Source organism: Sporosarcina sp. 179-K 3D1 HS (assembly GCF_047228905.1).
Lineage (GTDB): Bacteria > Bacillota > Bacilli > Bacillales_A > Planococcaceae > Sporosarcina.
Genome location: NZ_JBFEGI010000006.1, coordinates 135,642 through 159,920, shown reverse-complemented (window position 1 = coordinate 159,920; position 24,279 = coordinate 135,642). Strand labels below are relative to the sequence as shown.

Genomic DNA, 24,279 nt, shown 5'->3' with positions numbered 1-24,279 from the left:
AAAAAGCTTCATGAAATTACGAAGACTGAGAATCTTTTTTGAGTAAGTCTATATACTTCCACAAATGCGAAATCAGTTCATGCGCTTCCGATTCGTGCGCAGTGCCGTTGAAGGTTTCCCGGAAGGAGCGTGCCACGGTTTCCAGAATGAACAGCCGTGGATGGTCCGCTTTCATTTCCTCCAACAGGAATTGGGTATATTGGATTTCATGTTGCCTGGATTCGTCCGTCAAATGTCGGAGGAAGCCCGAGAATTGTTCGATCAGGCGCTGTTGAATCGCAGATTTATCATCAACTGGTTGTTCCAAACCCCTCCATATTTCACCTTCGATGAAGTGATCATCCGCCTCCATCATCCCTTGCATAATGGAATCCAACCGCCGGATGCAGAAAGATATGGTTTTGTCTGCGTCAAAGTCCTGTTTGCACCCATTACAAAAATGATGATAATGCTGGATTATGCCGATCAAAATGACGGCACCATCGTTTGCGTAGGGGGTGGCTTCCTTGCCGTAGACGTCCACCAGCCGATCTGCCAGCCAACGCAGTTCCGTTAGATGACGTTTGCGGATGAAGGCGCGGAGGTCCTCATCTCCGGAATATAAGACTGCTTCATAAAGGGGCATAAGATGTTGCTCCCGATTGACGACCAACCGGACAGAAATCTGTTTAGCCAATATGGTTTTGTCGGTGATGTCATGTCCCACCAATAATTCTCTTCTTCTGATCGTCGATTCGATATGTGCTTGTTCCAGTATCGCCATGAGGCATTCATTTTTGGAAGCGAAGTAATTGTAAAAAGTCCCTTTGGATATCTTTGCTGCATCCAGGATATCTTGAATGGAAGTGGTTTGAAACCCTTTTTCCACAAAAAGCCGTTGTGCTGTCATTAGAACTTGGCGCTTGCGCTCGTTCATTCATATCACCTTATTATCAAATTGTCTTTCGGATTATTGTTTGAACCGATAGTCTAATTTGAATTTTAAACTATAAACGTTGAGATATCAATGAAACGATAACATTTTATTAAATATGTAATATAGTAATTGATTAATTTGGACTTTGAGTATAAACTGTTTAATGGATTGTACTAAAGGTGCATTTTTTATACACCATGTTTATGCTGGAGGTTATATATGGAATCAACTATAGATATTAAAAAGCTGCATGAGAACCCGCCGTACGGGATGATTGCGATTTTATTCATCGGGGCTTTTGTCGCTTTGCTGAATAATACATTATTAAACATTGCCTTACCGACCATTATGACGGAATTTGCCGTGAAGCCTTCGGTCGTCCAATGGTTGACGACAGGTTATATGCTAGTGAATGGAATCCTGATCCCGGCTAGCGCCTTCTTTGTCCAAAAGTTTACGAATCGGAAGCTGTTTTTGACTGCGATGACATTATTTTCAATCGGTACCCTCATGGCAATCGTCGCGCCGGTGTTCGGGATGCTCATCGCAGCTCGGATGATTCAAGCGACAGGATCTGCGATGATGATGCCGCTGTTAATGAATGTCATGCTGACTGCATTTCCGATTGAACGACGGGGGACAGCGATGGGATTGTTCGGCCTTGTCATGTTTACCGCGCCTGCCATTGGTCCGACCTTGTCCGGCTGGCTTGTCGAGCACTATTCATGGCGTATGCTGTTCGTCGTAGTCTTGCCGTTCTCGATTCTGACACTCCTATACGCCTTCTTTAAATTGCGTAATATTACGCCGAACCGTGATATTACCCTTGACGCTTTTTCTTTAATCTTATCGAGCATCGGGTTCGGGGGCTTGTTATACGGATTTAGTTCTGCCGGGGATAAAGGATGGGGTGCGCCTATTGTTTATGGAACAATCATTATCGGCACGCTTGCCTTGATTGCCTTCATTGTCAGACAGCTTCGCATGACGGAACCGATGCTGGATTTCAAGATCTATCAACATCCGATGTTTGCCTTGTCATCCGCCATTTCAATCGTCCTATCGATCGCTATGTTTTCGGGGATGATTTTAACGCCGCTCTATGTCCAAACGATCCGGGGTATTTCGCCTTTGCACTCCGGCTTGCTCATGCTTCCGGGTGCTGTCGTTATGGGTTTGATGTCGCCGATTACGGGGCGACTATTTGATAAATTCGGCGCCCGGATTCTCGCGGTCATTGGCCTTGCGATCACTGCCATTTCCACATTCGATTTAAGCCGGCTCGGGATGGACACCGGGTATTATTATTTGATGTTCATCTATACGTTGCGGATGTTCGGCATTTCATTGGTCATGATGCCGATTATGACCAATGGGTTGAATCAATTGCCGATGAAATCGAATCCGCATGGTACGGCTATGAACAATACATTGCAACAAGTGTCCGGAGCAATTGGATCCGCCGTGCTCTTGACCATTATGACAAAACGGATGGAAAGTGAAGGAGCCCGACTATTCGCGGAGGCGCAAACATCAGGGAATGTCCCAACCTCTGCGGAAGGGTTGAAACAATTGGAACAGACCTTAGGAGCGCAAGCGATGTTGGAAGGGATTAATTTTTCGTTCTTTATTTCCACAATCGTGGCCATTGTAGCTCTCGTCTTGACGCTATTCGTCAAACGGGTCTTGCCACCGACCTATGAATATCAGCTGAAAGCCGAGGACCAACCCGGTAGTGAAAAGAGCACCAAACCGATAGTTGAATGAATGACAACAAACTCCGTACGGGCATAATAGCCAATATGGAGTTTGTTTGTATTGAAGGGAAAAACGGAACCATCTAGAATAGGAAAGGAGAAGCCATCAGAAATGCCGTGTGTAAATTGATAAGGGATGTGAGTTGAATGGTAGGACGAAATGACCCATGTCCATGCGGGAGTGGGAAAAAATACAAAAAGTGTTGTGCGCTTAAAAAATCAGATCCGGTCGAGACGCTTGTCGATGAGGAATTGTCCCGGATTGTTTCGAGTGTATTCGAACAACCCCCATCCCATTCGGACATTGCGGAATTTGAGCGGTATCGGAGACAGTGGTTGAACCGATTGGAGAGCCTTTGGAGAAGGGAAGAAATTGAAGAAGCGATCAGCGAGTATTTTTTATTCATCGCACGGCCTGATATATGGAAGCGCCATTTGGTCCGAACATCGAACAGTCCGATTCGGGAGGCGGTCCGATCCATTTTAGATGTATGGAAAAATCCGTTCGTCTTGTTCGGGAAAGTGATCGGGGAACAAGAGGGTTTTTTCGTAGTAGAAGAAATACTCGGCAACGATATGCACTTCATTGACAAGGAAATGGATATGCCGTTTAACGAACTTTCTCAAGAGGATCTTCTTGTTTTCGGGCCGGTACTTCCGGACAATCGTAAAATTGAAAACGGGATCTATGTCATATCCTCTCTCACGTTCATCAATGATCCGATGGAACTGGTCCGGAAAGAGATCATATCGTTGGCGGAAGAGAGTGGTTTTGAGACGAGTTCCGAATTTTATAAGGAGCATATGGTCGATGTCTATGAAATTTTGCTGGATAAGGAAACTGCCACCATTGATGCAGTCATAGAAAACCTTCCTCCTCTTCAACGCGATGCGATAAACGCCTTGGATGAAGTGACCGGAGCGGAAATCGGTTTGCCAGAAGTACAAGAAATACTGAAAAATATTTTGGTCTCGTATTTCGTGTTACAGAAACCGAACTTCAGGAAGGCTGAGATATTGTCGGCCGCCATGTTCCAGGTCGCATTTGAAATAGGGGTCATACCGGGGGAATATAGCAAATCCCGGATCGCCGAGTTGTTTGGCGTCTCTGTTAGTTCCATGACGAAGCATGCCGACAACATTCACGAATATGTAATGGATTCAATGAAAGAGGCACAGAAAGACCGACCACGACTAGCTACTGAAATCGGGACAGACCCTGCCATGACAGAGCGTCCCAACTGGGAAATGTTTTGCAGGATCAACGAAAGTGACTTTGAAACGATGGAAGAAACACAAGCCTATATGAATCGGGTCATGAATGAGCAGTTCATTCCAAAAGGGGCAAAGCAGCAAGCCCAGGCACTCGCCTATGAAGCGTATGAGGCGAAAAGTGATAGCCAGCGCTATCAACTGGCGAAGCAAGCGGCTGAATTGGATCCGCAAAACGTGGATGTGTTGCTGTTGCAGGCGGAAATGGCAAAGGATGAAGAGAAGAAAGAACAGTATTACCGGACCGCCATCGCAGAAGGGGAAAAACAGTTCGACGGCGATGTTGATATTGCGTGGAATCTTGTGACCAATCGACCGTACTTGCGGGCAATTTTCTCATATGGCGCTTGGTTGTTCGACGAGCAAAAATTTGCCGAGGCGGCACGCGTCCTCGGTCAACTGCTTGCCCTCAATCCGAATGATAATCAAGGGGCGCGCTACGTTGCGATAGCGAGCCATATCCATGCTGATGAAGCTGAACGGGCGCTTGAGCTCCTGGAAGAATATCCGGAAGAGGACGATGCCATTTACTTGTTCCTCGAATGGATCGCTACCGTGAAAGATGACCCGGAAGACCGGGAATCCCTTTTGCTGCTATCCAATGCCCATGAACATAATCTGTACGTCGGCAACGCATTGGAAGAGCCCATCATGCCGTTCCCGAGACGGTATATGATGGAAGCGGGCAGCGTGGAGGAAGCGCGGTACATCAGTAAATTATTAAATCGAGTAGATATCAAATAAACAGACACCCCTGAACCGGTGAATATCGGTTCAGGGGTTTTCATATTTAAAAAAAGAGAGGAATATCATAATAGCTAGCGAATGGACAAGATAATAGATTTTTCGGAAATATTTATTAGGGGGTTTTACTATGAGACTGAATAACTTTATCGATGGAGCATGGCAGGAAGCGGGCGGAACAGATTATGCGCCGGTACTCAACCCGGCCAACGGCGAAGAGCTGGCGCAGGTACGATTGTCCACTAAAGAGGATGTGGATACGGCAGTGGCAGCAGCAAAGGCGGCGCAGCGGCAATGGGCGCTTGTCCCTGCTCCAAAGCGTGCGGATTACCTTTATGAAATCGGCCATTTGATGAAAGAGAGGAAAGAGCATCTGTCCCGAGTCTTGACAAAAGAGATGGGAAAAGTGATTGAAGAGGCACGCGGAGAAGTGCAGGAAGGGATTGACATGGCCTATTATATGGCCGGTGAGGGCAGGCGATTGTTCGGGGAAACTGTACCATCCGAACTTCAGAACAAATTCGCGATGAGCGTTCGGGCGCCGATTGGCGTCGTCGGTTTGATCACGCCATGGAATTTCCCTGTCGCAATTGCCACGTGGAAGTCGTTTCCTGCCCTTGTGGCAGGCAACACATTCGTCTGGAAGCCGGCAACTGAAACTCCGATGATGGCTTACGAAATGGCATTGATTTTCAAAGAAGCCGGACTGCCCGCGGGAGTGGCGAATATCGTGTTCGGTACAGGTGCAGAAGTCGGCACGGCCATGATCGAACATCCGGATGTCAGGGTCATCTCCTTCACCGGTTCGACGGAGACCGGTCGCCGTGTGGCGGAGTTGGGGGGGCACCACTTGAAAAAAGTGTCGCTTGAAATGGGCGGCAAAAATGCAGTCATCGTCATGGACGACGCCAACTTGGAATTGGCCGTTGAAGGGATATTATGGAGCGCTTTCGGCACGGCGGGCCAACGGTGCACGGCATGCAGCAGGGTCATTGTGCATAAGGATGTGAAAGAGGATCTGGAGCACAAGCTCTTGGCCTCTATGGAAGGACTCACGATAGGGGATGGATTGGATGAATCGGTGAAAATCGGTCCGGTCATAAATCGGCAGGCGCTGGAGAAGATCACCCGCTATATCGCGATTGGACAAGAAGAGGGTGCCAAGTTGTTGGCGGGAGGGAAAGTGGCGACTGTAGGAAATTTGGCAAAGGGACATTATATGGAGCCGACTTTATTCACCGACGTCAAATGGGATAGCCGGTTGGCGCAGGAGGAAATTTTCGGTCCTGTCATCTCCCTGATCGAAGTGGAGGATCTGGATGAAGCAATTGAAGTGAATAATAGCGTCCGCTATGGATTGTCCAGCTCCATCTTTTCACAAGACATCAATACCATTTTCCGGGCGCAACGCGATTTGGATACGGGAATCGTCTACGTGAACGCGGGAACGACGGGAGCGGAAATCCATCTACCGTTCGGAGGGACGAAAGGGACAGGGAACGGCCACCGGGATTCGGGCGTGGCGGCGCTCGACGTATTCACGGAATGGAAAAGCATCTACGTGGACTTTAGTGGGAAATTGCAGCGTGCGCAGATTGATACGGACTAATCGCTCAATGAATCTTGAAAGAAGCCGGGTTCCGACATCTTATTGAAGTAAGGGGATGAGCGTGTGAAAGTGGTTGTACTAGGTGCGGGTCTGATGGGGAAGGAAGCGGTACGGGATCTAGTGAAGAGCGACGCCGTGACAAAAGTGTATTTGGCGGATATCAACGTCCGACAAGCGGAACAGTTCGCTGAGCAATTAATGTCAGACAAACTGGATATTTTATTGTTGGATGCCGGCAATGACCTCCAGTTGCGAAACGTCATGGCATTGGGTGATGTCGTCATCAATGCGCTCTTTTACGCGTTTAATGAAAAAGTGGCACGCACCGCAATTGACGTCGGGGTGCATGCAGTCGACCTCGGAGGACATATCGGTGGTGTCACGGATACCGTCCTCGGATTGGACGGAGAGGCAAAGAAGAAAGGCGTGACGCTCATTCCGGACTTGGGAGTGGCCCCTGGGATGATTAATATTCTGACAGGGTACGGCGCGGGAAAACTGGATGCCGTTGACACGATCAAACTGTATGTCGGAGGGATTCCGTTGGAGCCGGAGCCGCCGCTGCAATATAATATCGTCTTTTCGCTGGAAGGGGTGTTCGATCATTATACGGAACCTTCCCTTGTCATCCGGGAGGGCAACCGTTTTGAAATCCCTTCTTTATCCGAAATTGAAGCAATCGAATTCGAAGAGTTCCCGGAATTGGAGGCTTTTCATACATCGGGTGGCACCTCCACTTTGCCCCGGTCGTTCCCGGGAGTCAAAACGCTCGAGTACAAGACGATTCGCTACAAAGGGCATGCCGAAAAGTTCCAATTGTTGGTGGACCTAGGCTTATTGTCGCGCGGTCAAGAAGTGATCGTCAAAGGGCAGCCAGTGAACGTTCGGGATGTCATGCTTGAACACTTGGGTAAGCAACTGCAATTAGGGGAGAAGTTGGACGCTGTGTTGCTTCGAGTTAAGGTCTGCGGTATGAAAAAGGGTAACCGAGTCACCTATACTTATAATCTCGTCACGACAAAAGATACAGCAGTTGGCGAAACGGCGATGGCCAGGGCGACGGCCAATACGGTGTCAGTCGTCGCGCAAATGATCGGTGCAGGCGTGATCGCAAATAGGGGCGTGTTTCCTCCGGAACAAATTGTTCCCGGAGAACGGTATATCGAAGAGATGAAAAAGCGGGGAGTTGTCATCCAAGAATCGATAGAGCTACCATCAGAGAATCCATAAATATCTACGGAAGTTAAAGGAGCGATTGAAATGGACTTTGGATTCACGGAAGAACAAATAATGTTACGAAAGACGGCCCGCCACTTTGTCGATGAAGAAATCATTCCGTATATCCGGAAATGGGATGCAGATGGGGGATTTGATCCAGCCATCTGGAAACAGCTTGCAGACCTTGGGTTCATGGGGGTCTGCATTCCTGAGAAATATGGAGGCAGCGGGATGGACTATAATTCTCTCGCCATTCTTTGTGAAGAATTGGAACGGGGCGATACAGCTTTCCGGACGGCCGTATCCGTCCATATCGGGCTGAACTGTCTGACCTTGCTGCAGTGGGGAAATGAAGAACAGAGACAGAAGTATTTGATCCCCCAAGCGAAGGGGGAGAAAATCGGTGCATTCGGACTGACCGAACCGGGTGCCGGCTCCGATGTCGCCGCGATGTCGACAGTGGCGGTCCGCGACGGGGATCATTACGTGCTCAACGGACAAAAAACGTGGATTTCACTCTGTGACGTGGCGGATCACCTCCTCGTGTTCGCTTATACGGATAGATCAAAGAAGCATCATGGCATCAGTGCCTTCATTGTCGAGCGGACCACGCCGGGCTTTTCTTCGAAAGCGATCAAGGGGAAATACGGAATCCGTGCGGGGAATACAGGCGAGCTATTCTTTGAAGATATGAGAGTTCCTGCAGCCAATCGGCTCGGGGAAGAAGGAGAAGGCTTCAAAATTGCGATGTCCGCGCTCGATAATGGACGATTCACCGTCGCAGCTGGGGCAGTAGGGCTCATCATGGCCTGCTTGGAAGAGAGTGTGAGATATTGCCGTGCACGCGAAACGTTCGGGAAAGCAATCGGCAAGCACCAGTTGGTCCAGCAAATGATCGCCAATATGGAAGCGGGTTTTCAGATGAGCCGCCTCCTAGTCTACCGGGCGGGTGAAATGAAAAACAAAGGGCTGCGCAATACGAGGGAAACGTCCCTCGCCAAATGGCAAGCTTGTGATTTTGCCAATAAAGCCGCGGACGACGCGTTCCAGATCCACGGCGCATATGGCTATTCGGACGATTACCCGGTCGCCCGGTTCCTGCGCAATTCGAAAGCGCCGGTCATTTACGAAGGGACCCGGGAAATCCATACGGTCATGCAGGCGGAATATGTTCTGGGGTATCGAGAGGATAAGCAGTTGAATCGCATGCTGCCTGCATGGCCTTTTGAATAATTGAGTTGCATTAAGGGGTAGGTGGAGCGACTGTTTCGCCTACCCGTTTTCTGATGGAGTGATCCAGTTTTGAATAAACGCAATCAATTTCTTGGCACTTGGTGACATATAGGTGAAAGAAGTTGCGGCAATTCCGATGGACCGATAATAGGTTCCTTCCAGCGGAATCGCCCGGACCGTTTCGGGCAGATGATATAAGATCATCTCGGGAAGAATGCTGATGCCCAGATGGTTCTGCACCATTGAGATGATGGCTTGATCTTCTGCAATTTCGTATTGGGTCAAGGGGGTGATCCGGTACTTTTTGAAAATCCTTCGAACATCATTATCGATGGATGATTTGGGCATGATGAACTTCTCGTGCCGAAGCTGTTCGACGTGAACCGTTTCACTTTCATAAAGCGGGTGGACAGCGGATACCAGACAAAGGAGCGGATCTTGTTTGATCGGAATTGTATCGAATGATTTAGAGGCCGGTAGGGATAAAAAGCCGAAGTCAATTTTTCCTTCGGTAATCCACTTGGTGATGTCATCATAATTGCCTTCGTATAATTTGATTTCGATCAGCGGAAAGTCTTCCCGAAACAGTTTGATGATGTGGGGAATCCAGTGGATCGAAACACTTGGAAATGTACCGACCCGGACAATCCCGGTTTCAAGCCCATTAATCTTCGCGGCTTCCTGCAATAATTGCTCGTTGCTCTTTAAGATTTCCTGAACATGGACAAGCATTTTTTCACCGTTGTACGTCAGACTCGTCCCGGAACGGCTTCTAATGAACAGCGTAAACCCGAAATCTTCCTCAAGTCCTGCAATGGCATGACTGACTGCGGATTGGGTCAGTTTGAGCGATTCGGCCGCTTTGGACAAGCTTCCGGTTTCAGCTACGGTGCGAAAAATTTCATACTTGATTAAAGACAATTACAGCACCTCATTCATACATGAATTTTATTCATACATACCATTATAAACATTCATTTGATTTATGGAAAAGTGGAAATTTATAATGAAAGGAGTAGCGGAGTGTCTGCTTGAAGGAGGAAGACCTTTTAGATGAAAGAGAAATTGGGATTTGATACGACTTTAATTCATGGTCACCTGAAAGATAGAAGTATAGGGGCTGTTGCCCAACCGATTGTTCCGGCAGTCGCATATTCGTTCGAAAGTCATGAAGCGGCGGCGGAGACAGTAGCGGGAAAGCGGGAAGGTATTTACTATGGTAGGTACGGCAATGCCACGTTACAATCGTTTGAAGAGAGAGTGGCTCTACTTGAAAATGGTGAGGCGGCCCTTGGTGTCAGTTCGGGAATGGCGGCGATTTCCACAGTATTGCTTAGCTTGTTGCAACACGGGAATCATGTCGTCGTAACCAAAGATGTCTACGGCGGGACCTATCACTTTTTGAAAACGTTGGCCCCTAGATTCGGCATTACCTTCAGTTTTGTGGATTGTACCAATTTGGAGAGCCTTGCGGCGGCCATCCAGGCAAACACGAAAGCGGTGTATATTGAAACACCTTCGAATCCACTATTGACCGTGCTTGATATTGAAGGGATCGCAACTATTACCCGACAGCACCGAATCCCTTTAGTCATCGACAATACATTCATGTCGCCTTATCTCCAGAAGCCGCTGAACCTCGGCGCTGATATCGTGATCCATAGTGCGACAAAATACTTGAATGGCCACGGCGATGTCATCGCAGGAGTCATCGTTGCGGATCAAGAGCGAATCGATTTCATGCGGCAGCAGATCATGGGTGACCTCGGACAAGTGCTGAGTGCGGGTGATGCCTCCTTGCTGTTGAGAGGAATGAAAACACTTGGACTTCGGATGGAACGCCATTGTTATAATGCTAATGCAATTGCAGAATTCCTAGAGTATCACCCGCAAGTAGCAAGAGTTTATTATCCAGGCCTGCCTTCCCATCCTCAGTATGAAATTGCGCAAAAACAGATGAGGGGGATGGGCGGAATTGTTTCATTTGAAATAAAAGGCGGTCTGGATGCAGCAACGGCATTTCTGGATGCTTTGAAATTAATCATGATTTCATTCAGCCTGGGAGACCCTGAAACGCTTGTCCAACACCCGGCGACCATGACGCATTTCGCTCTTCCGGAATCTGTTCGGAGGGAAAGTGGAATCACAGATGGACTCATCCGTCTGTCGGCAGGACTTGAAGATGTGGAAGATATCATAGGGGACTTATTCCAAGCTTTTGACCAATTATCTATACAAACTACTAGAAAACGGAGTGAAACCGCATGGATGAAATAACAAATCTGGAACCCGTCACAATGGATACAATTACCGCAAAATTGATGAATCATATCGTTGCCACTGCGACGGACCGTTTCGGGGAAGAGGGAAAAGCGGCTGTGCAGGCAGGAGTGCAGCAAGTGGTGGCCGAACAGCGATCTGAAGTGGAAGGCCAGCTTCAGAAGGATGCTCTATTTTCATACGATAAGGTGTTTGACGCGGGGCAAATCGAGAAAACGCTTGATGCCTATAATGCGCAACTGGAAAAAGCGGGCCGCGAACCTTATACGATGTTCGCCATCATGGCAAAACTGTTTGCCCATATAGCCAAAGCGATGGTGGAAACGTTCGGCAAAGAAGAAGGGGAACGTGTCATGATGGATAGTGTCGGGGCATTTGGTGAAGAGCGTGGCCGGGATATTGCCCGTCGAGCTGCCGCTGTCGGGAAACCGAATACGATGGAGAATTATCTGTCCAACTATGATATGGGCCGTAGTGAACTATTTGAATATGAAACAACATTTCATCCAACGGAAATTGAACAGTCCTTTACGAAATGTGCATTTGCGGAACAGTGGAAAAAAGATGGCATGGAAGACTACGGAATCCTATACTGCCATATGATCGACCCTTCGATTGCGAAAGGCTATAATCCGAATTTCGAAGTGGTGCATGATCAATATGTTCTACGGGAAGGGACTTGCCACTTCCGTTTTCAAATGAAGGACGGAGATCAAAGTGAAAGCGGGACATCCGAATGATTAACGAAGAGCGGCTTTGGAATCGCCTGATGGCATTGGGGGAATTGGGCAAACAGCCTAGCGGCGGGGTGACCCGGTTTTCATTTACAAAGGAAGAACGGCAAGCGAAGCAGCTCGTCGCTTCTTATATGGAAGAGGCGGGTATGCGTATCAGGGAAGACGCGGTCGGCAATCTGATCGGACGGCGCGATGGGCGGCTGGCAAATGCGCCTGCCGTCTTAATCGGTTCCCATATCGATACGGTTCCGGATGGCGGCATGTTTGACGGTGCCCTTGGTGTACTTGCCGGCATTGAAGTCGTTCAAACACTGAATGAGCAACGGATCCAGCATGATCATCCAATTGAAGTCATCGCATTCACCGATGAAGAAGGAAGCCGTTTTGGATTCGGGATGATCGGTAGCCGTGCCATGGCGGGAACGTTAAGGGAGGAGCAGCTCGGGCAGGTCGATTCTGATGGGGTGACCATCGGGGAGGCGATGAAACGGGTCGGGTTGGATCCCCTAAACATCGGAGAAGCGAGTAAAGAGCCATCGACTGTCAAAGCATATGTCGAGCTGCATATTGAACAGGGGCGAGTCTTGGAGAAGCAGGGACTTCCTGCTGGTGTCGTTTCAGGCATCGCGGGCCCACTTTGGACAAGGTGGATTCTAACCGGTGAAGCAGGCCATGCTGGTGCGAACCCGATGGACAGCCGGAAGGATCCATTGATGGCAGCGGCGGAAATCATGCAGTTCATTGAAGAGGAAGCGAATAAGTATCCAGCAACAGTTGCGACGGTCGGGCAGATATCCGTCAAACCGGGTGGCGTGAATGTCATCCCGGGGGAAGTCGAGTTCACACTGGATCACCGGACCATCGATGAGGAAATCCGCAATGTAGTGGAGAATAAGATCATTGCCCAGGCAGAGCAAATATGCCGAAGGCGGAGAGTGGAGCTGTATATTGAACCGTTACAGCGCGTCACACCGGCTCCCTGTTCGGATTCGATCCAAGAAGTGATTCGAGAAGCGTGCCGTAAAACGGGCATTGAACCGTTCACCCTTCCAAGCGGGGCGGGGCATGATGGTATGCAGTTCTACAACGCATGGCCAATGGGTATGATTTTCATTCGTTCGAAAGAAGGCATCAGTCATAATCCAGCTGAGTGGAGTTCGAAAGAGGACTGTGCTATTGGAACAAAAATCCTGTTTGAAACAATCCGCGAACTGACGTGAAAAAAGAGCGCGGGCTTCCTAATAAGGAAGATTCCCGCGCTCTTTTTGATGGTCGGAGTTTTATCCCAAGAACACTTGAACTGCGTCAACCAAACTATAAATCCCAAGGCCTGTACAAATCAAAGCGACAATGCCCCCGACAATATTTGCTTTTACGCTGTTTGTATATTTCCCAAGACGTTTTTTGTTGTTCATGATGATCAATAGCAAGATTGCTATGACCGGCAACAAAATACCATTCAATGCTTGTGCGAAAAGCAGGACATCGAGCGGCTTGAAACCGAGTCCGGATGAAACGATCCCGATTACCATTACAATAACGAATACTGCTTTGAACCGCTTGTCTTTCATGCCGTTTTTCCATTTTAAAACGCTTCCAATGGTAACCGCAGCGCCCAGAGGAGAAGCTAGAGCAGAAGAGAAGCCCGCAGCAAATAATCCAATACTGATGAAAACCTTAGCCCATTCCCCAAGTATTGGTTCGAGCTGTAGTGATAAATCGGCAACGCTTGAAACTTCAACGCCATAGATCATTGCCCCGGCAGTAATTAGAATGGCTGCCGTAATGAGGCCTCCGATACTGATAGAGACAATTGTATCGAGTCGTGCCTCTTTCAGGTCGGATGGCTTGGACCATCTTTCTTGAACCATCGTAGAGTGGATGAAAAAGTTATAAGGTACGACTGTCGTCCCGATTAATGCGATGACCATAATAATGGAGCCGGAAGGCAATGTCGGGATGAACGCACCTTGGAACACAGCGCCCAAGTCTGGCTTCGCTACAATCATCGTGGTGATGAAGGTGAAGCTCATGACGACAATGAGTACAACCATCACTCGTTCAATAAGCTTATAGCTGCCGCTGAGACCGAGTAATAGAATGACAACCCCGAAAATCGGTCCGAGAACATTCGGAGAAATCCCTGTCAATGTTGAAATTCCGAGCGATGTACCGAGAAGATCACCCGCGATGTAAGCGGCGCAACCGATTCCAACAGCTATCATAACAAGCCACATGGAGCCGAATTTTAGAATTGGGTTGGCAAACTGTTCTCTGATCGCTTCCCCGAGGCCTTGCCTCGTAATAATCCCGAGTCGGGCGGACATCTCTTGTAAAATAATTGTTGCAAGAATGGAGAAGACAACAGCCCATAGAATGGCAAATCCGAACGAAGCCCCTGCTCGTGTAGCTGTTGTCACAGTTCCGGGTCCAATAAATGATGCAGTAATAATGGCGCCGGGACCGATCACTTTTAATTTATTTTTCAGTGTTGGTTTTTCGGTTGTTGTTGTATCGACTTCTTTAGTTGCAGTCATAGCTTTCTACCACCTTTCTTTACCCTCTTTAAGTTAAGAATATTCAATCTATTTTTCGTAGAAGAACCTAGAATAGGAGGTGCTGCACATTGCCTATTCCAAGTAATTGTAAATCGTCTGCTTTGAAACATTGAGAGCGTTTGCAATTTTTTCAGTTGAACCTTGAATTAAAAACGTTCCTTTTTCTTCTAAACTGCGAACGAATTGAATTTTATCCTCTCGGGACATGTTTGAAATGGGAATCCCGATTTCTTTTAATGAACTGTTGATCAGTTGTTCAAAGACTTCATCAATATTTTTCGCATACGATTCCTCCATAGGGGAATCGAGTTGATCTAGATCAGGAGTAGAAGAAAAATCTTTAATAATCTGATTGACCATAGAGAATGCAGTAATGTCAAAATTAATCCCGATGAAGCCAATCACGTTACCGCTTTCATTCCGGATAAATGAACTGGAAGTCTTTACGAACTTCCCATCTCTTGTCCGTGAAGTCAGGCCGAGCATATCAGGGACAGCATCCCCGTGTTGCCGCAACTCTTTTAAGATGACTTCTGTAGTCGGGGCTCCCAGCGCTCTTTCCGTAACACTCCCGGCTATATATACGAGGGAGGATTGGACGTTCGTCAAATCGTGGATGACAACCTCACAATTCCGTCCAAACGTAGCGGCAATCATATCAGCCACCGGTTCGTAACGCTTTAATATTTCTGCGTTTTCTTCATTCGCCATTTGAATCACCAGTCTTCCAAGATTACTTTGGGCTTCCCGCCTCCTTTTCTGAGGGGAAGCGGGATAACCAAAGTAAAGTATACCTTATTTTTTGCTCTCAATGACCCCTGCAAGTGCATATAAAATGACTGTCGAAGCAAAGTGAGCTGAAAGTTGGGTCGGATCTTGTTGTGGATAGATTTCCACAAAGTCCATTCCAACGACGCCTTGCTTACAAATCTCATGAACTAGAGTTAATAGTTCGTGGGAAGTCAATCCGTTTCCATCGACCGGACCGCCTGGGTTGAACGCGAAGTCCAATACGTCACTGCAAATGCTCAAGTAGACGCAATCGACATCTTTGCTCGCCATTGCATGAAGCTCGGCTGCCAATTGTTTCAAATTAGAGTGGTTACGGATGTCGTTGATCGTTACCGTGACAGCACCTGCTGCTTTTGCATTACGTCCACTTTCCGGAATGTTCCGCGGTCCGTGGATTCCTGTATGGATGATGCTTTCATTACGTACGCCTTCTTGCTCATATAAACGGGCAAACGGACTGCAACGTGCATATTGGTCGCCGTTATGGGATGGCAAGTTGTCATAGTGGGCATCGAGGTGAATGATACCGACTTTTTTGCCTTGCTCGGCAAGCGCTTTCACGATCGGGAAAGTAATACCATGATCTCCTCCGAGTCCGATCAGGAATTTTCCGCTTTCCCATAGTTTGCTTGTGAAGTCTGTGATTCTTTTCATTGTTTCGTCGACATCTGCCGGTACTACGTCAATATCGCCGATATCTCCGAGTTTCATATGTTCAAACACATCAATATGATCTAACTCTGGCAAGTAGCCGCTGTATCTTGCAGATGTGAGGCGCATCACTTTCGGGCCTAGTTCACAACCTGTATAATCTCCCCAAGTTACCGCACCTTCCCAAGGTACTCCGTATACAACTGCATCTATATCTTCTAATGACTTACTAGCAGAAATGTTCTTTGCCCCAAGGAAGCAAGGTGTATTGCCGTATATGTTTGTCATAGTTCGTCATTTCCTTTCGAGCATATTTAAAAAATTTGAAGCTTTACGTAAATGATACGAGGGATTTTAAATAAAGTCAAACACTTTTTGATAAAATTTAAAAGTTAAATAATGTAAACGCATTCTTTATTGAAAAAAAATAAACAAATTTAATCTTAATAAAGACCTAGTGAAGTGGAAGATAAAGAAATTTAGATTGTCATGTACAATGAAATTTCGTCTTGTGATAAACTGGAACCCTACATTTATTTTTCACACAAGGAGTGCTTTCTCTTGAAAATTCAACCGTCTAGTAAAATGTCTATTTTCACTCCCGCCATCTTTGGAGATTTAAAAGCAGCCGCGGAAAAGAAAAAGGCGGCAGGGCATCCGGTGGTCGACTTGAGCTTGGGTAGCCCGGATCTGCCGCCCGATGTTAAAGTACGGCAGGCGTTGTCGGAGCAAAGTGCCCTGGCGAGTTCCTATGGTTATACACTTGGGGGGATCAAGCGTTTTAACGAGGCGGTTGCCAATTACTATAAAAGACGTTCCAATGTAGTACTCGACCCGGAAACGGAAGTATTGCAGACGATGGGTTCCCAAGAAGGGCTAGTCCACTTGCCATTCGCTTTTTGCGATGAAGGCGACATTGTCTTGAATACGAATCCGGCCTACGTCGCTTACGACGCGGGCATTAAACTTGCCGGAGCGGTGCCGTATGACATGCCGCTTCTTGCGGAAAACGGCTTTCTCCCGGATCTTGATGCCATACCGGCCGAAATTGCGGAAAAAGCGAAACTGCTCATTTTAAATTTGCCAGGTAATCCAGTTCCGGCGATGCCGACGCCCGAATTCTTTGAGAAAGTGGTCGCATTTGCCCGTAAATACAACATTCCTGTCCTGCATGATGCGGCTTATTCGGAATACTATTTCACGGGTGATGCGCCGATCAGCTTCTTGTCCACTCCAGGGGCGAAGGAAGTCGGAATGGAAATCAATTCTTTATCAAAGAGCTTCAGCCTGGCCGGTGCCCGCATCGCTTATATCGTAGGGAATGCGGAGATGCTGGCGATTTTGAGGAAATTGAAATCCAATCTGGACTATGGAATTTTCGCGCCGATCCAAGAGGCCGCTGCGGTGGCGCTGGATAATGCAGAGGAAATCACGGACCGGCTCCGCGAGGAATTCTCTGTCCGGCATCGCGTGTTGATGGAAGGCCTGGACGAGCTCGGCTGGTCGGCAACTCCATCGCAAGGCGGCATGTTTGTCTGGGCGAAGTACCCATCGGACATGAACGACATCGACTTTGTCTTCAAAGCGATTGAAGAGGCCGGCGTCGTCATGGTTCCCGGGAGTATTTTTGGTTCTGCGGGAGCCGGGTATGTCCGGATTGCGCTAGTTCAGAAACCGGAGCTGCTCAAACAAGCGATTAACCAGTTGAAAGAACTGACGTATTAAGGGATGAGAAGGGGCTGTCCTGTATAGGCAGCCCTTTTCGTAATAGGGACAAGCGCTGATAACTTTTCACAAGCGCTCATAAAAATGGATCGGCGCTTATATTTTTGAAGAACCGCTCATAAGCTTCAGGTTGGCGCTCATATTTCGTCACGAGCGCCTATAACGGCGGAGAACCGCTCATATTTCTCAACAACCGCTCCGCCCACAATCCGCTCTCATCTGAAAACGGGCCTATTCAGCTAATTGGACAGCCTCTTTTTGAATAAAAAACAAAAGACCACCCGCGAACCGTGTAAAAGTTCGCGGGTGGTCCAAAAATTATGATGTTGGCTGGGATTTATCCTGCAGTCTATTAAAATACTGCACACTTGTCATGGCACCTTCGTCCACCATTTGGGCATCGTCAATGTCCAAAGGCTTGCCCAAGTTTTTGACATACGATGTATTTAGTCTTTTCATCGCTTTATCAAGCTGCCCTTTTATTTTCTCTCGATTCCCACTCTTTGACAGATAGGCCGCTCCGGCAACAACTCCTGCCACACCGACCCATTTCGTGAAGTTACCCATAGTTGTCAGCTTCCTTTCATTAGATAGTGTCACTAATGATCGTAAACTTCTTTATGAAACGCTCTATCTATTCCTATCATCTCATAAGTATGGAAGGAATGGAAATTTTAGCTTTTTCGACATTACACTTGCAATCCTTTGTTGGTCGGTATACTATAATGACTAAGTGACCGGAATTGTATTTTGGTCAGAAAGGTGGATGAAGCAATGGATCGAAGACAGGAAATAATGGATGCCGCGGCAAAATCATTTTCCCTCTTTGGATACAAAGCGACCACGATGGATCAGGTCGCCAAAATTGCGAACGTCGGGAAAGGGACCATCTACACGTTCTTTGCAAACAAAGAGGAACTTTTCAATGCAATTGTCATGAAGATGATGAACGAAATGCGGAAGGAAGCCGACGCGGTTTCGGTCGAGGGGGCTTCATTTGAAGAGAATGCCCATGCGCGGTTGATGCAAATGCTTAAGTTCCGGGAGACCCATCATTTATATGCCAAATTGGTGAATGAAGAAAAAGAGCTGCGCACCCCTGCTGTCAAGGAAGTGCTTGAAACGATCGAGAAAGAGATAGTTGCCTATATTCGGGAGAAGATGGAGCGGGCAATTGCGAAAGGTGAATTGAAGCCTTGCGACACAGAGTTGGTTGCGTACCTTTTATTCAAATCGTACTTGGCATTGATTGTCGATTGGGAAGAAACCCATGAGGAAGCATTGACCGAGCAGCGCATTAGCGATGTATTAAGCAGGACCATTTTTAACAGTCTCTTAATTTGAGACTCCTTTTTTTGTTTGAAAATGACCAAATGACTAAAACGGTCATCCCTTTGAGGAGGAGAAAGATATGAAAAAGACAATGACCTGGGCGGAATGGAAGCAACTGCTACGTACTCGGAAAATGTTCGTACCGATGGTGGCTATATTGTTCATTCCCGTTTTATATGCAGGGATGTTCCTTTGGGCGTTCTGGGATCCGTATGAGAATATGTCCTCCTTGCCCGTAGCGATTGTCGATAATGACCAAGGAGCCGAGTTGGATGGCGAGCAGTTGGCGCTCGGCCGGGAATTGACGGATAAGCTGCTGGAGAGCAAGCAGTTTGATTTCCAGAAAGTCTCGCAAGCCGAGGCGGAGCAAGGGTTGAAAAATCAGGAGTACTACGTGGTCATCGAGATACCCGAAAACTTTTCGGAACACGCCACCACTTTACTGGACGCCTATCCGGAAAAATTGACGATTGTCTATAAACCGAACGAAGGATTCAACTTCCTGTCCGCCCAAATCGGGGAAACGGCCATGGATCGTATCCGAGCGGAAGTGAATGAAAAAGTGGCTTCCACTTACTCGGAAAAATTGTTTGCATCCATTGCGGAAATGGGGGAAGGGTTCGGGGAAGCGGCCGATGGAGCAGGTCGCTTGGATGAAGGGGCTGCCAATTTGTCCACAGGCGCCGCCGATCTGAAAGGCTATCTTGAACAATTGGCATCAAGTACGATTACGCTGGCAGACGGGTCCGATCAATTGGCGAAAGGGACCCGGGAAGCAGTGGCCGGCGCGAAGGAATTAAATAACGGAATCGGCACCCTCGCTTCTGGGACCGCTGAACTCCGAACCGGAGCCGAACAAGCATCAGCGGGAGCTGGTGAATTAAATTCCGGCATTGCCCAATACACCGAGGGCGTAGGTAAGTTAGCGGCCAGCTACGGGCAACTCGCTGAAAAGGAAAAAGAGTTCAATGCAGCGATTGGCAGCCTGCATGACAAGACGGCTGCCATCAATGGAGCGGCCAACAACCTGGTTGGTGGAGCCCAACAGGTGAATTCGGGAGTTGAAGCCTTGTCGCAACAACTAGCACCGATCATCGCATCGCTTCCCGCAGAGCAACAAGCCGGGTTATATGCTGCATTTGAAGATTTGAAACAAGGCAGTGCCCAAGTGGCAGGAGGGATACATGAATTATCCGCAGGTACATCAGCTTTGGCAGGTGGCACTGCCCAATTGAACGACTCTGCCAACCAAATCGCCGCTGCGCGCAGCCAAGCATTGGCCGGTTTACATGAATTGAACGCTTCTTCTGCCGCTTTGGTGAATGGTGCAAATTCACTGGCGGACGGAAACGGAGCACTAGCAACCGGATTAGCCAAACTGGCAGACGGAGCGAATGCTGCCCAAAAAGGATCTGCCGATTTATCGCAAGGGCTTGCCAAACTAACAGAAGGAACGGGTACATTGACGGCAAGCACCGGCACGCTCGCGTCCAAATCGCAGGAACTGGCCGAAGGGTCCGGAAAACTTGTGAATGGCATCGGGGAACTGAAAGAGGGTATATCGACGCTTCAGAAGAAATTGGCAGAAGCGAATGAAACGGCAAGCGAAGTGACACCGACAGAGAAAACATATGAAATGGCTGCCGCTCCGGTAGATATCGACAAAGAAGGCATCAACCACGTACCAAACTATGGAACGGGCTTCGCCCCGTACTTCTTGTCGCTCGGATTGTTCGTCGGCGCCTTGCTATTGTCCATCGTTTTCCCGCTCGTCGAACCGGCCATCAAGCCGATCGGGCCGTTCCGCTGGTTTGCCAGCAAAGCGACCGTTCTTGCAGCAGTCGGGTTGATCCAAGCCTTGATTGCGGTGGCAGTCGTCAAATTCGGGCTCGGCATGGAAACCGAGAGCACACCGCTATTCATCTTGACGGCAATCATCACCAGCTACACATTCATCGCGATTGTCCAGATGTTCGTCTCCATCATGGGCGATGCCGGCCGCTTTGTGGCCATTCTCATCCTAATTTTGCAACTGACCACGAGCGCGGGCACATTCCCGCTGGAATTGATTCCGGAGCCGTTGCAAATCTTTAATACATTCTTGCCGATGACCTATTCCGTCCAAGCATTCAAAGCCACCATCTCGACAGGTGACATTGGATTCTTGTGGACGAATAACGGCATCCTCATCGGCTTCACTGCAGCATGTTTAGTCATCACATTCGGCTATTTTGCATTGATTTTTACAAAACGCTACACAAGAGAAACTGCAGAAGCTTAATAAAAGCCCGGCCAAAATCTGATTCCATTGGATAAGATTTTGACCGGGCATTTATTCGATAAAAAACAAACGCCTAGGTTCATCAACTCATCACGTTTGTTTTTGATCAGTATGTAATTTCACTGGATCCTTTTCAGTTCAGCTTCATGTTGTATGGACCGGGCAGATAGCAATTCGATCAGGCGATGCTGGCTCTCTTGGATCCCTTCAAGTCGTTTGACCCGTTCATTCGTTTCCAATACAGCCTGTTTGATCAGCTGTTGCTCAGATTCCAATCGATCCAATCGCTTGTCCACTGAATCCAATCGTTTGTCTACTGCATCCAATCGCTTGTCCACTGTATCCAGTCGTTTGTCTACTGCATCCAATCGCTTGTCCACTGTATCCAGTCGTTTGTCTACTGTATCCAATCGTTTGTCTACTGTATCCAATCGCTGATTCACTTTCTGGAGTTCAGACACGATCAGTTTGAATTGTTGCTCCATACTCAAAAGCCTCCTCTCCTTGAAAATTCCATTTCTTTATTCCATTATATCAAGCAGGGCATGTTACGTATAGGTCCTTTCATCATTCCATTCCATTGTCTAAAAACATATGAAAAACCCCGAAAGCCTCCACTTCCGGGGTTCAATCCAGTATTAAGACCCTACATAATCTCCGCCATCTACATGAATCGTCTGTCCGGTCATATAGCTGGAGTCGTTGGAGGCGAGAAATACGAAGGCGGGCGCGTTTTCCGCCGGTTGGCCCCGTCGTTTGACCGGGGTGTCGCCACCGTGCTGTTCCACTTTTTGAGCGTCGAAAGTGGCCGGAATGAGCGGCGTCCAGATCGGGCCGGGGGCAACCGCATTGACCCGGATTTTCTTCTCGGCCAAATTCAAGGCAAGTGACCGGGTGAATGAAGTAATCGCTCCCTTGGTCGCGGAATAATCGAGCAAGCCCGCCGAGCCATTATAGGCTGTAATGGAAGAGGTATTGATGATGGCATCTCCCTCTTTCATCTGGGCCACAGCCGCTTTCGTCAAATAAAACAAACCGAAAAAGTTCGTTTCAAATGTCTCTCGCAGCTGGTCGGCCGAAATGTCGGCAATGTCTTTTTGCGGGAACTGTTTGCCGGCGTTGTTGACGAGAATGTTCAGATGGCCCCATTCCTTAACGACGGTGTCGACCAATTCCTCGCAATTTTCCTCTTCGCTAATATCGATGCAAATCTTCAGCGCTTTCACGCCATGCTTTTCAATCAATTGCACCGTTTTGTCGGCATCGACCTCTTCGCTTTCATCCAAATAGGCAATGGCCACATTGGCTCCTTCCTTTGCGAAAGCGACGGCCACGGCTCGGCCGATTCCGCTGTCTCCACCTGTAATCAATGCGTTTTTACCTTTCAGCTTTTCCGAGCCTTTATAATTTTCATCTTCATAAATAGGTTCCGGAGTCATTTCCGCTTCAATTCCAGGTTGCTGATCCTGGGTTTGCGGAGGAACCGCCTTGTCCATTTTTTCATACTTATTTTCGGACAATGTCTTCTCCTCCTTCATAACTGTCATTAGTAGAAATGTTCCCCATCCCGTGGGGAATAAACGGATTTACAATAGCCCGACCCATTTCCAATACGTGGCGCTGAACAGCAAGATGAGCAAATAACCGATTACGGTCAATGGTACGCCGGACTTTAGGAAGTCTTTGACAGAAAAGGCGCCCGTCCCGTAAGCGAGCATGTTTTGTGGCGCGCTCACCGGCAACAGGAAGCCGAAACTGATGACAAACTGCTGGATCAGGACAAATCCGACGTCATTCGCATTAATGGCCAGTGTCGATGTCAATGCAATGAAAATCGGAATGAGCGCGGAAGACAGACTGGTTGCACTGGCAAATCCGAGGTGAATTAAAATATTGAACAGCGACAGCAGGGCGATAGTCGCCAATAGTGGCATATGATCAAGCCCCATGGCGCCAAATACTTTATCGGATAGCCATTGAGCTCCATTCGTATCCAGCAGGATGGTTCCAAGTGCAATTCCGACTGCGAAGACGATAATCGTTCCCCACGGAATCATCTTCTCCACCGTTTTCCAATCAAATACTCCGATTTTCGGCGACAACAGAATGGCGAGTGCGACAAGCGTCACCGTCGTCGTATCGAAAGGGTGGAGTTTTTCTTCGGTGGACCAGAAGAATAGGAGGGCGAGCGAAATGACGATCAATCGGATTTCTGCGGACTTCATCGGCCCCATTTCCTTCAACTGTCCTTGTATCAATTCTTTTCCGCCTTCGACCGCTTTCGTTTCCGGTTTAATGATTCGCAACATGACAAAGTAGAGAACGACGGACATAATAATGGACCAGGGGGCGGCATACAGGAACCAGGAACTCCAAGCGACCGAAACCCCGAATTCCTTTTCAATGAAACCGAGGGCTACCATGTTTTGGGCTGCGCCCGTCTTGATACCGATATTCCAAATGGATACCGATTGTACTGCGGTAATAACAAGTAATGCACCGAGTCGGCTATTATGTGGCAAGCCGAATGCAGCTACCATTCCGAGCAAAATAGGAACGACCGCACCGGCTCGCGCCGTAGCACTTGGTACAAAAAACGCAAGAATGATGGATACGAGGATGGCTCCGAAAACGATGGCGCCTGTTTTGACCCCGACTTTTGAAAGAATATACAAGGCCAGCCGTTTATGGAGATTGGTGGCCTGCATGGCGGCGGCTAGGAACAGGGCGGCTGCCACTAGGGCGACCGCGGAGTTGGAAAATCCACCGAGCGCCATCTTAAGCGAATTTTTCGTTCCGAGCATGACATCTGGGTTGGCCATGTCCGGGGCCAAGCCAAGCAAGAGGGTAATAAGGGCGATGATCATAGCGGCGCTCACCGGATAGGTGACCGCCTCCGTCATCCATAAAATGACTGCAAAAGCCAAGATGGCCAAGGCGCGCTGACCGGCAACCGGGAGTTCAGGATGAGTAGGCAAAAATACGATGATGAGCATGACCGCAAAAGCAAGCGCAATCCAAAGAGGCTTCAGATTCCGCTTCGATTTGATGGTCGTTTCTGTTTTTTTCAAACGGATTCGTCCTTTCCGATGAAGAGTTATTTAATCTTCCAGTACCCTAATTATCATTGCTATAAAACACTCTTCTCAGGTTTCCCGGATTTAATTAAATTAT

The 24,279-nt window shown here is 48.1% G+C and carries 20 protein-coding genes; 11 read left to right on the top strand and 9 right to left on the bottom strand.

Annotated elements, in window-relative coordinates:
* Window positions 1-16: 16 nt before the first annotated feature.
* Window positions 17-916, bottom strand: coding sequence for a TetR/AcrR family transcriptional regulator (locus tag AB1K83_RS10205; RefSeq protein WP_413058087.1), 900 nt, complete (start codon window positions 914-916; stop codon window positions 17-19).
* Window positions 917-1,135: 219 nt separating this feature from the next.
* Between AB1K83_RS10205 and AB1K83_RS10200 the strand changes: the two genes are divergently transcribed.
* The 5 genes from AB1K83_RS10200 to AB1K83_RS10180 all read left to right on the top strand — a co-directional run bounded on the left by AB1K83_RS10200 (window position 1,136) and on the right by AB1K83_RS10180 (window position 8,749).
* Window positions 1,136-2,683 carry a DHA2 family efflux MFS transporter permease subunit gene (locus AB1K83_RS10200; protein WP_413058086.1) on the top strand — a complete coding sequence of 516 codons (1,548 nt, stop codon included), beginning with the start codon at window positions 1,136-1,138 and terminating at the stop codon, window positions 2,681-2,683.
* A 137-nt stretch (window positions 2,684-2,820) separates the two neighbouring features.
* Entirely contained in the window at window positions 2,821-4,689 is a 1,869-nt protein-coding gene (locus AB1K83_RS10195; protein ID WP_413058085.1) for an SEC-C metal-binding domain-containing protein, read from the top strand.
* A 130-nt stretch (window positions 4,690-4,819) separates the two neighbouring features.
* Window positions 4,820-6,298, top strand: coding sequence for an aldehyde dehydrogenase family protein (locus AB1K83_RS10190; protein ID WP_413058084.1), 1,479 nt, complete (start codon window positions 4,820-4,822; stop codon window positions 6,296-6,298).
* 63 nt (window positions 6,299-6,361) lie between these two features.
* Complete coding sequence (locus AB1K83_RS10185; protein WP_413058083.1) at window positions 6,362-7,528, top strand: saccharopine dehydrogenase C-terminal domain-containing protein; 1,167 nt, start codon at window positions 6,362-6,364, stop codon at window positions 7,526-7,528.
* A 30-nt stretch (window positions 7,529-7,558) separates the two neighbouring features.
* Window positions 7,559-8,749, top strand: a complete 1,191-nt coding sequence (locus AB1K83_RS10180; RefSeq protein ID WP_413058082.1) for an acyl-CoA dehydrogenase family protein — start codon at window positions 7,559-7,561, stop codon at window positions 8,747-8,749.
* 39 nt (window positions 8,750-8,788) lie between these two features.
* On the opposite strand, the gene AB1K83_RS10175 is transcribed toward AB1K83_RS10180, so the two are convergent.
* A complete protein-coding gene (locus tag AB1K83_RS10175; RefSeq protein WP_413058081.1) occupies window positions 8,789-9,670 on the bottom strand; it encodes a LysR family transcriptional regulator in 882 nt (293 codons plus the stop codon).
* 132 nt (window positions 9,671-9,802) lie between these two features.
* On the opposite strand from AB1K83_RS10175, the gene AB1K83_RS10170 reads away from it, so the two are divergent.
* From AB1K83_RS10170 to AB1K83_RS10160, 3 genes are read left to right on the top strand one after another with little or no spacing between them, the layout of a single operon-like run.
* The gene (locus AB1K83_RS10170; protein ID WP_413058080.1) at window positions 9,803-11,026 is read left to right on the top strand and encodes a trans-sulfuration enzyme family protein; all 1,224 of its coding nucleotides are present in this window, start codon (window positions 9,803-9,805) and stop codon (window positions 11,024-11,026) included.
* Window positions 11,014-11,769, top strand: a complete 756-nt coding sequence (locus AB1K83_RS10165; RefSeq protein ID WP_413058079.1) for an L-2-amino-thiazoline-4-carboxylic acid hydrolase — start codon at window positions 11,014-11,016, stop codon at window positions 11,767-11,769. The genes AB1K83_RS10170 and AB1K83_RS10165 overlap by 13 nt, the downstream gene beginning before the upstream one ends.
* Window positions 11,766-12,986, top strand: coding sequence for a Zn-dependent hydrolase (locus tag AB1K83_RS10160; protein WP_413058078.1), 1,221 nt, complete (start codon window positions 11,766-11,768; stop codon window positions 12,984-12,986). The genes AB1K83_RS10165 and AB1K83_RS10160 overlap by 4 nt, the downstream gene beginning before the upstream one ends.
* A gap of 60 nt (window positions 12,987-13,046) precedes the next feature.
* Here AB1K83_RS10160 and AB1K83_RS10155 read toward each other — a convergent pair whose 3' ends face one another.
* The 3 genes from AB1K83_RS10155 to AB1K83_RS10145 all read right to left on the bottom strand — a co-directional run bounded on the left by AB1K83_RS10155 (window position 13,047) and on the right by AB1K83_RS10145 (window position 16,055).
* A complete protein-coding gene (locus AB1K83_RS10155) occupies window positions 13,047-14,303 on the bottom strand; it encodes an Nramp family divalent metal transporter (protein ID WP_413058077.1) in 1,257 nt (418 codons plus the stop codon).
* A gap of 93 nt (window positions 14,304-14,396) precedes the next feature.
* Window positions 14,397-15,035 (bottom strand): transcriptional regulator, encoded by a 639-nt coding sequence (locus tag AB1K83_RS10150; RefSeq protein ID WP_413058076.1) that lies wholly within the window; start codon window positions 15,033-15,035, stop codon window positions 14,397-14,399.
* Window positions 15,036-15,119: 84 nt separating this feature from the next.
* Window positions 15,120-16,055 carry an agmatinase family protein gene (locus AB1K83_RS10145; RefSeq protein WP_413058075.1) on the bottom strand — a complete coding sequence of 312 codons (936 nt, stop codon included), beginning with the start codon at window positions 16,053-16,055 and terminating at the stop codon, window positions 15,120-15,122.
* Window positions 16,056-16,328: 273 nt separating this feature from the next.
* On the opposite strand from AB1K83_RS10145, the gene AB1K83_RS10140 reads away from it, so the two are divergent.
* Window positions 16,329-17,492 carry an aminotransferase class I/II-fold pyridoxal phosphate-dependent enzyme gene (locus tag AB1K83_RS10140; protein ID WP_413058074.1) on the top strand — a complete coding sequence of 388 codons (1,164 nt, stop codon included), beginning with the start codon at window positions 16,329-16,331 and terminating at the stop codon, window positions 17,490-17,492.
* A 318-nt stretch (window positions 17,493-17,810) separates the two neighbouring features.
* Here AB1K83_RS10140 and AB1K83_RS10135 read toward each other — a convergent pair whose 3' ends face one another.
* A complete protein-coding gene (locus AB1K83_RS10135; RefSeq protein ID WP_413058073.1) occupies window positions 17,811-18,059 on the bottom strand; it encodes a hypothetical protein in 249 nt (82 codons plus the stop codon).
* Between the two features lie 207 nt (window positions 18,060-18,266).
* Between AB1K83_RS10135 and AB1K83_RS10130 the strand changes: the two genes are divergently transcribed.
* Together AB1K83_RS10130 and AB1K83_RS10125 are read left to right on the top strand one after the other, a co-directional pair.
* Window positions 18,267-18,836, top strand: coding sequence for a TetR/AcrR family transcriptional regulator (locus AB1K83_RS10130; protein ID WP_413058072.1), 570 nt, complete (start codon window positions 18,267-18,269; stop codon window positions 18,834-18,836).
* Window positions 18,837-18,903: 67 nt separating this feature from the next.
* The gene (locus AB1K83_RS10125; RefSeq protein WP_413058071.1) at window positions 18,904-21,105 is read left to right on the top strand and encodes a YhgE/Pip family protein; all 2,202 of its coding nucleotides are present in this window, start codon (window positions 18,904-18,906) and stop codon (window positions 21,103-21,105) included.
* A 119-nt stretch (window positions 21,106-21,224) separates the two neighbouring features.
* Here the strand turns inward: AB1K83_RS10125 and AB1K83_RS10120 are convergent, their stop codons facing one another.
* The 3 genes from AB1K83_RS10120 to AB1K83_RS10110 form a co-directional block, all read right to left on the bottom strand.
* Window positions 21,225-21,590: a hypothetical protein gene (locus AB1K83_RS10120; RefSeq protein WP_413058070.1), complete on the bottom strand. Its 366-nt coding sequence runs from the start codon at window positions 21,588-21,590 to the stop codon at window positions 21,225-21,227.
* Window positions 21,591-21,743: 153 nt separating this feature from the next.
* Window positions 21,744-22,625 (bottom strand): SDR family oxidoreductase, encoded by an 882-nt coding sequence (locus AB1K83_RS10115; RefSeq protein WP_413058069.1) that lies wholly within the window; start codon window positions 22,623-22,625, stop codon window positions 21,744-21,746.
* A 66-nt stretch (window positions 22,626-22,691) separates the two neighbouring features.
* Window positions 22,692-24,176, bottom strand: coding sequence for a DASS family sodium-coupled anion symporter (locus tag AB1K83_RS10110; RefSeq protein WP_413058068.1), 1,485 nt, complete (start codon window positions 24,174-24,176; stop codon window positions 22,692-22,694).
* Window positions 24,177-24,279: the final 103 nt, after the last annotated feature.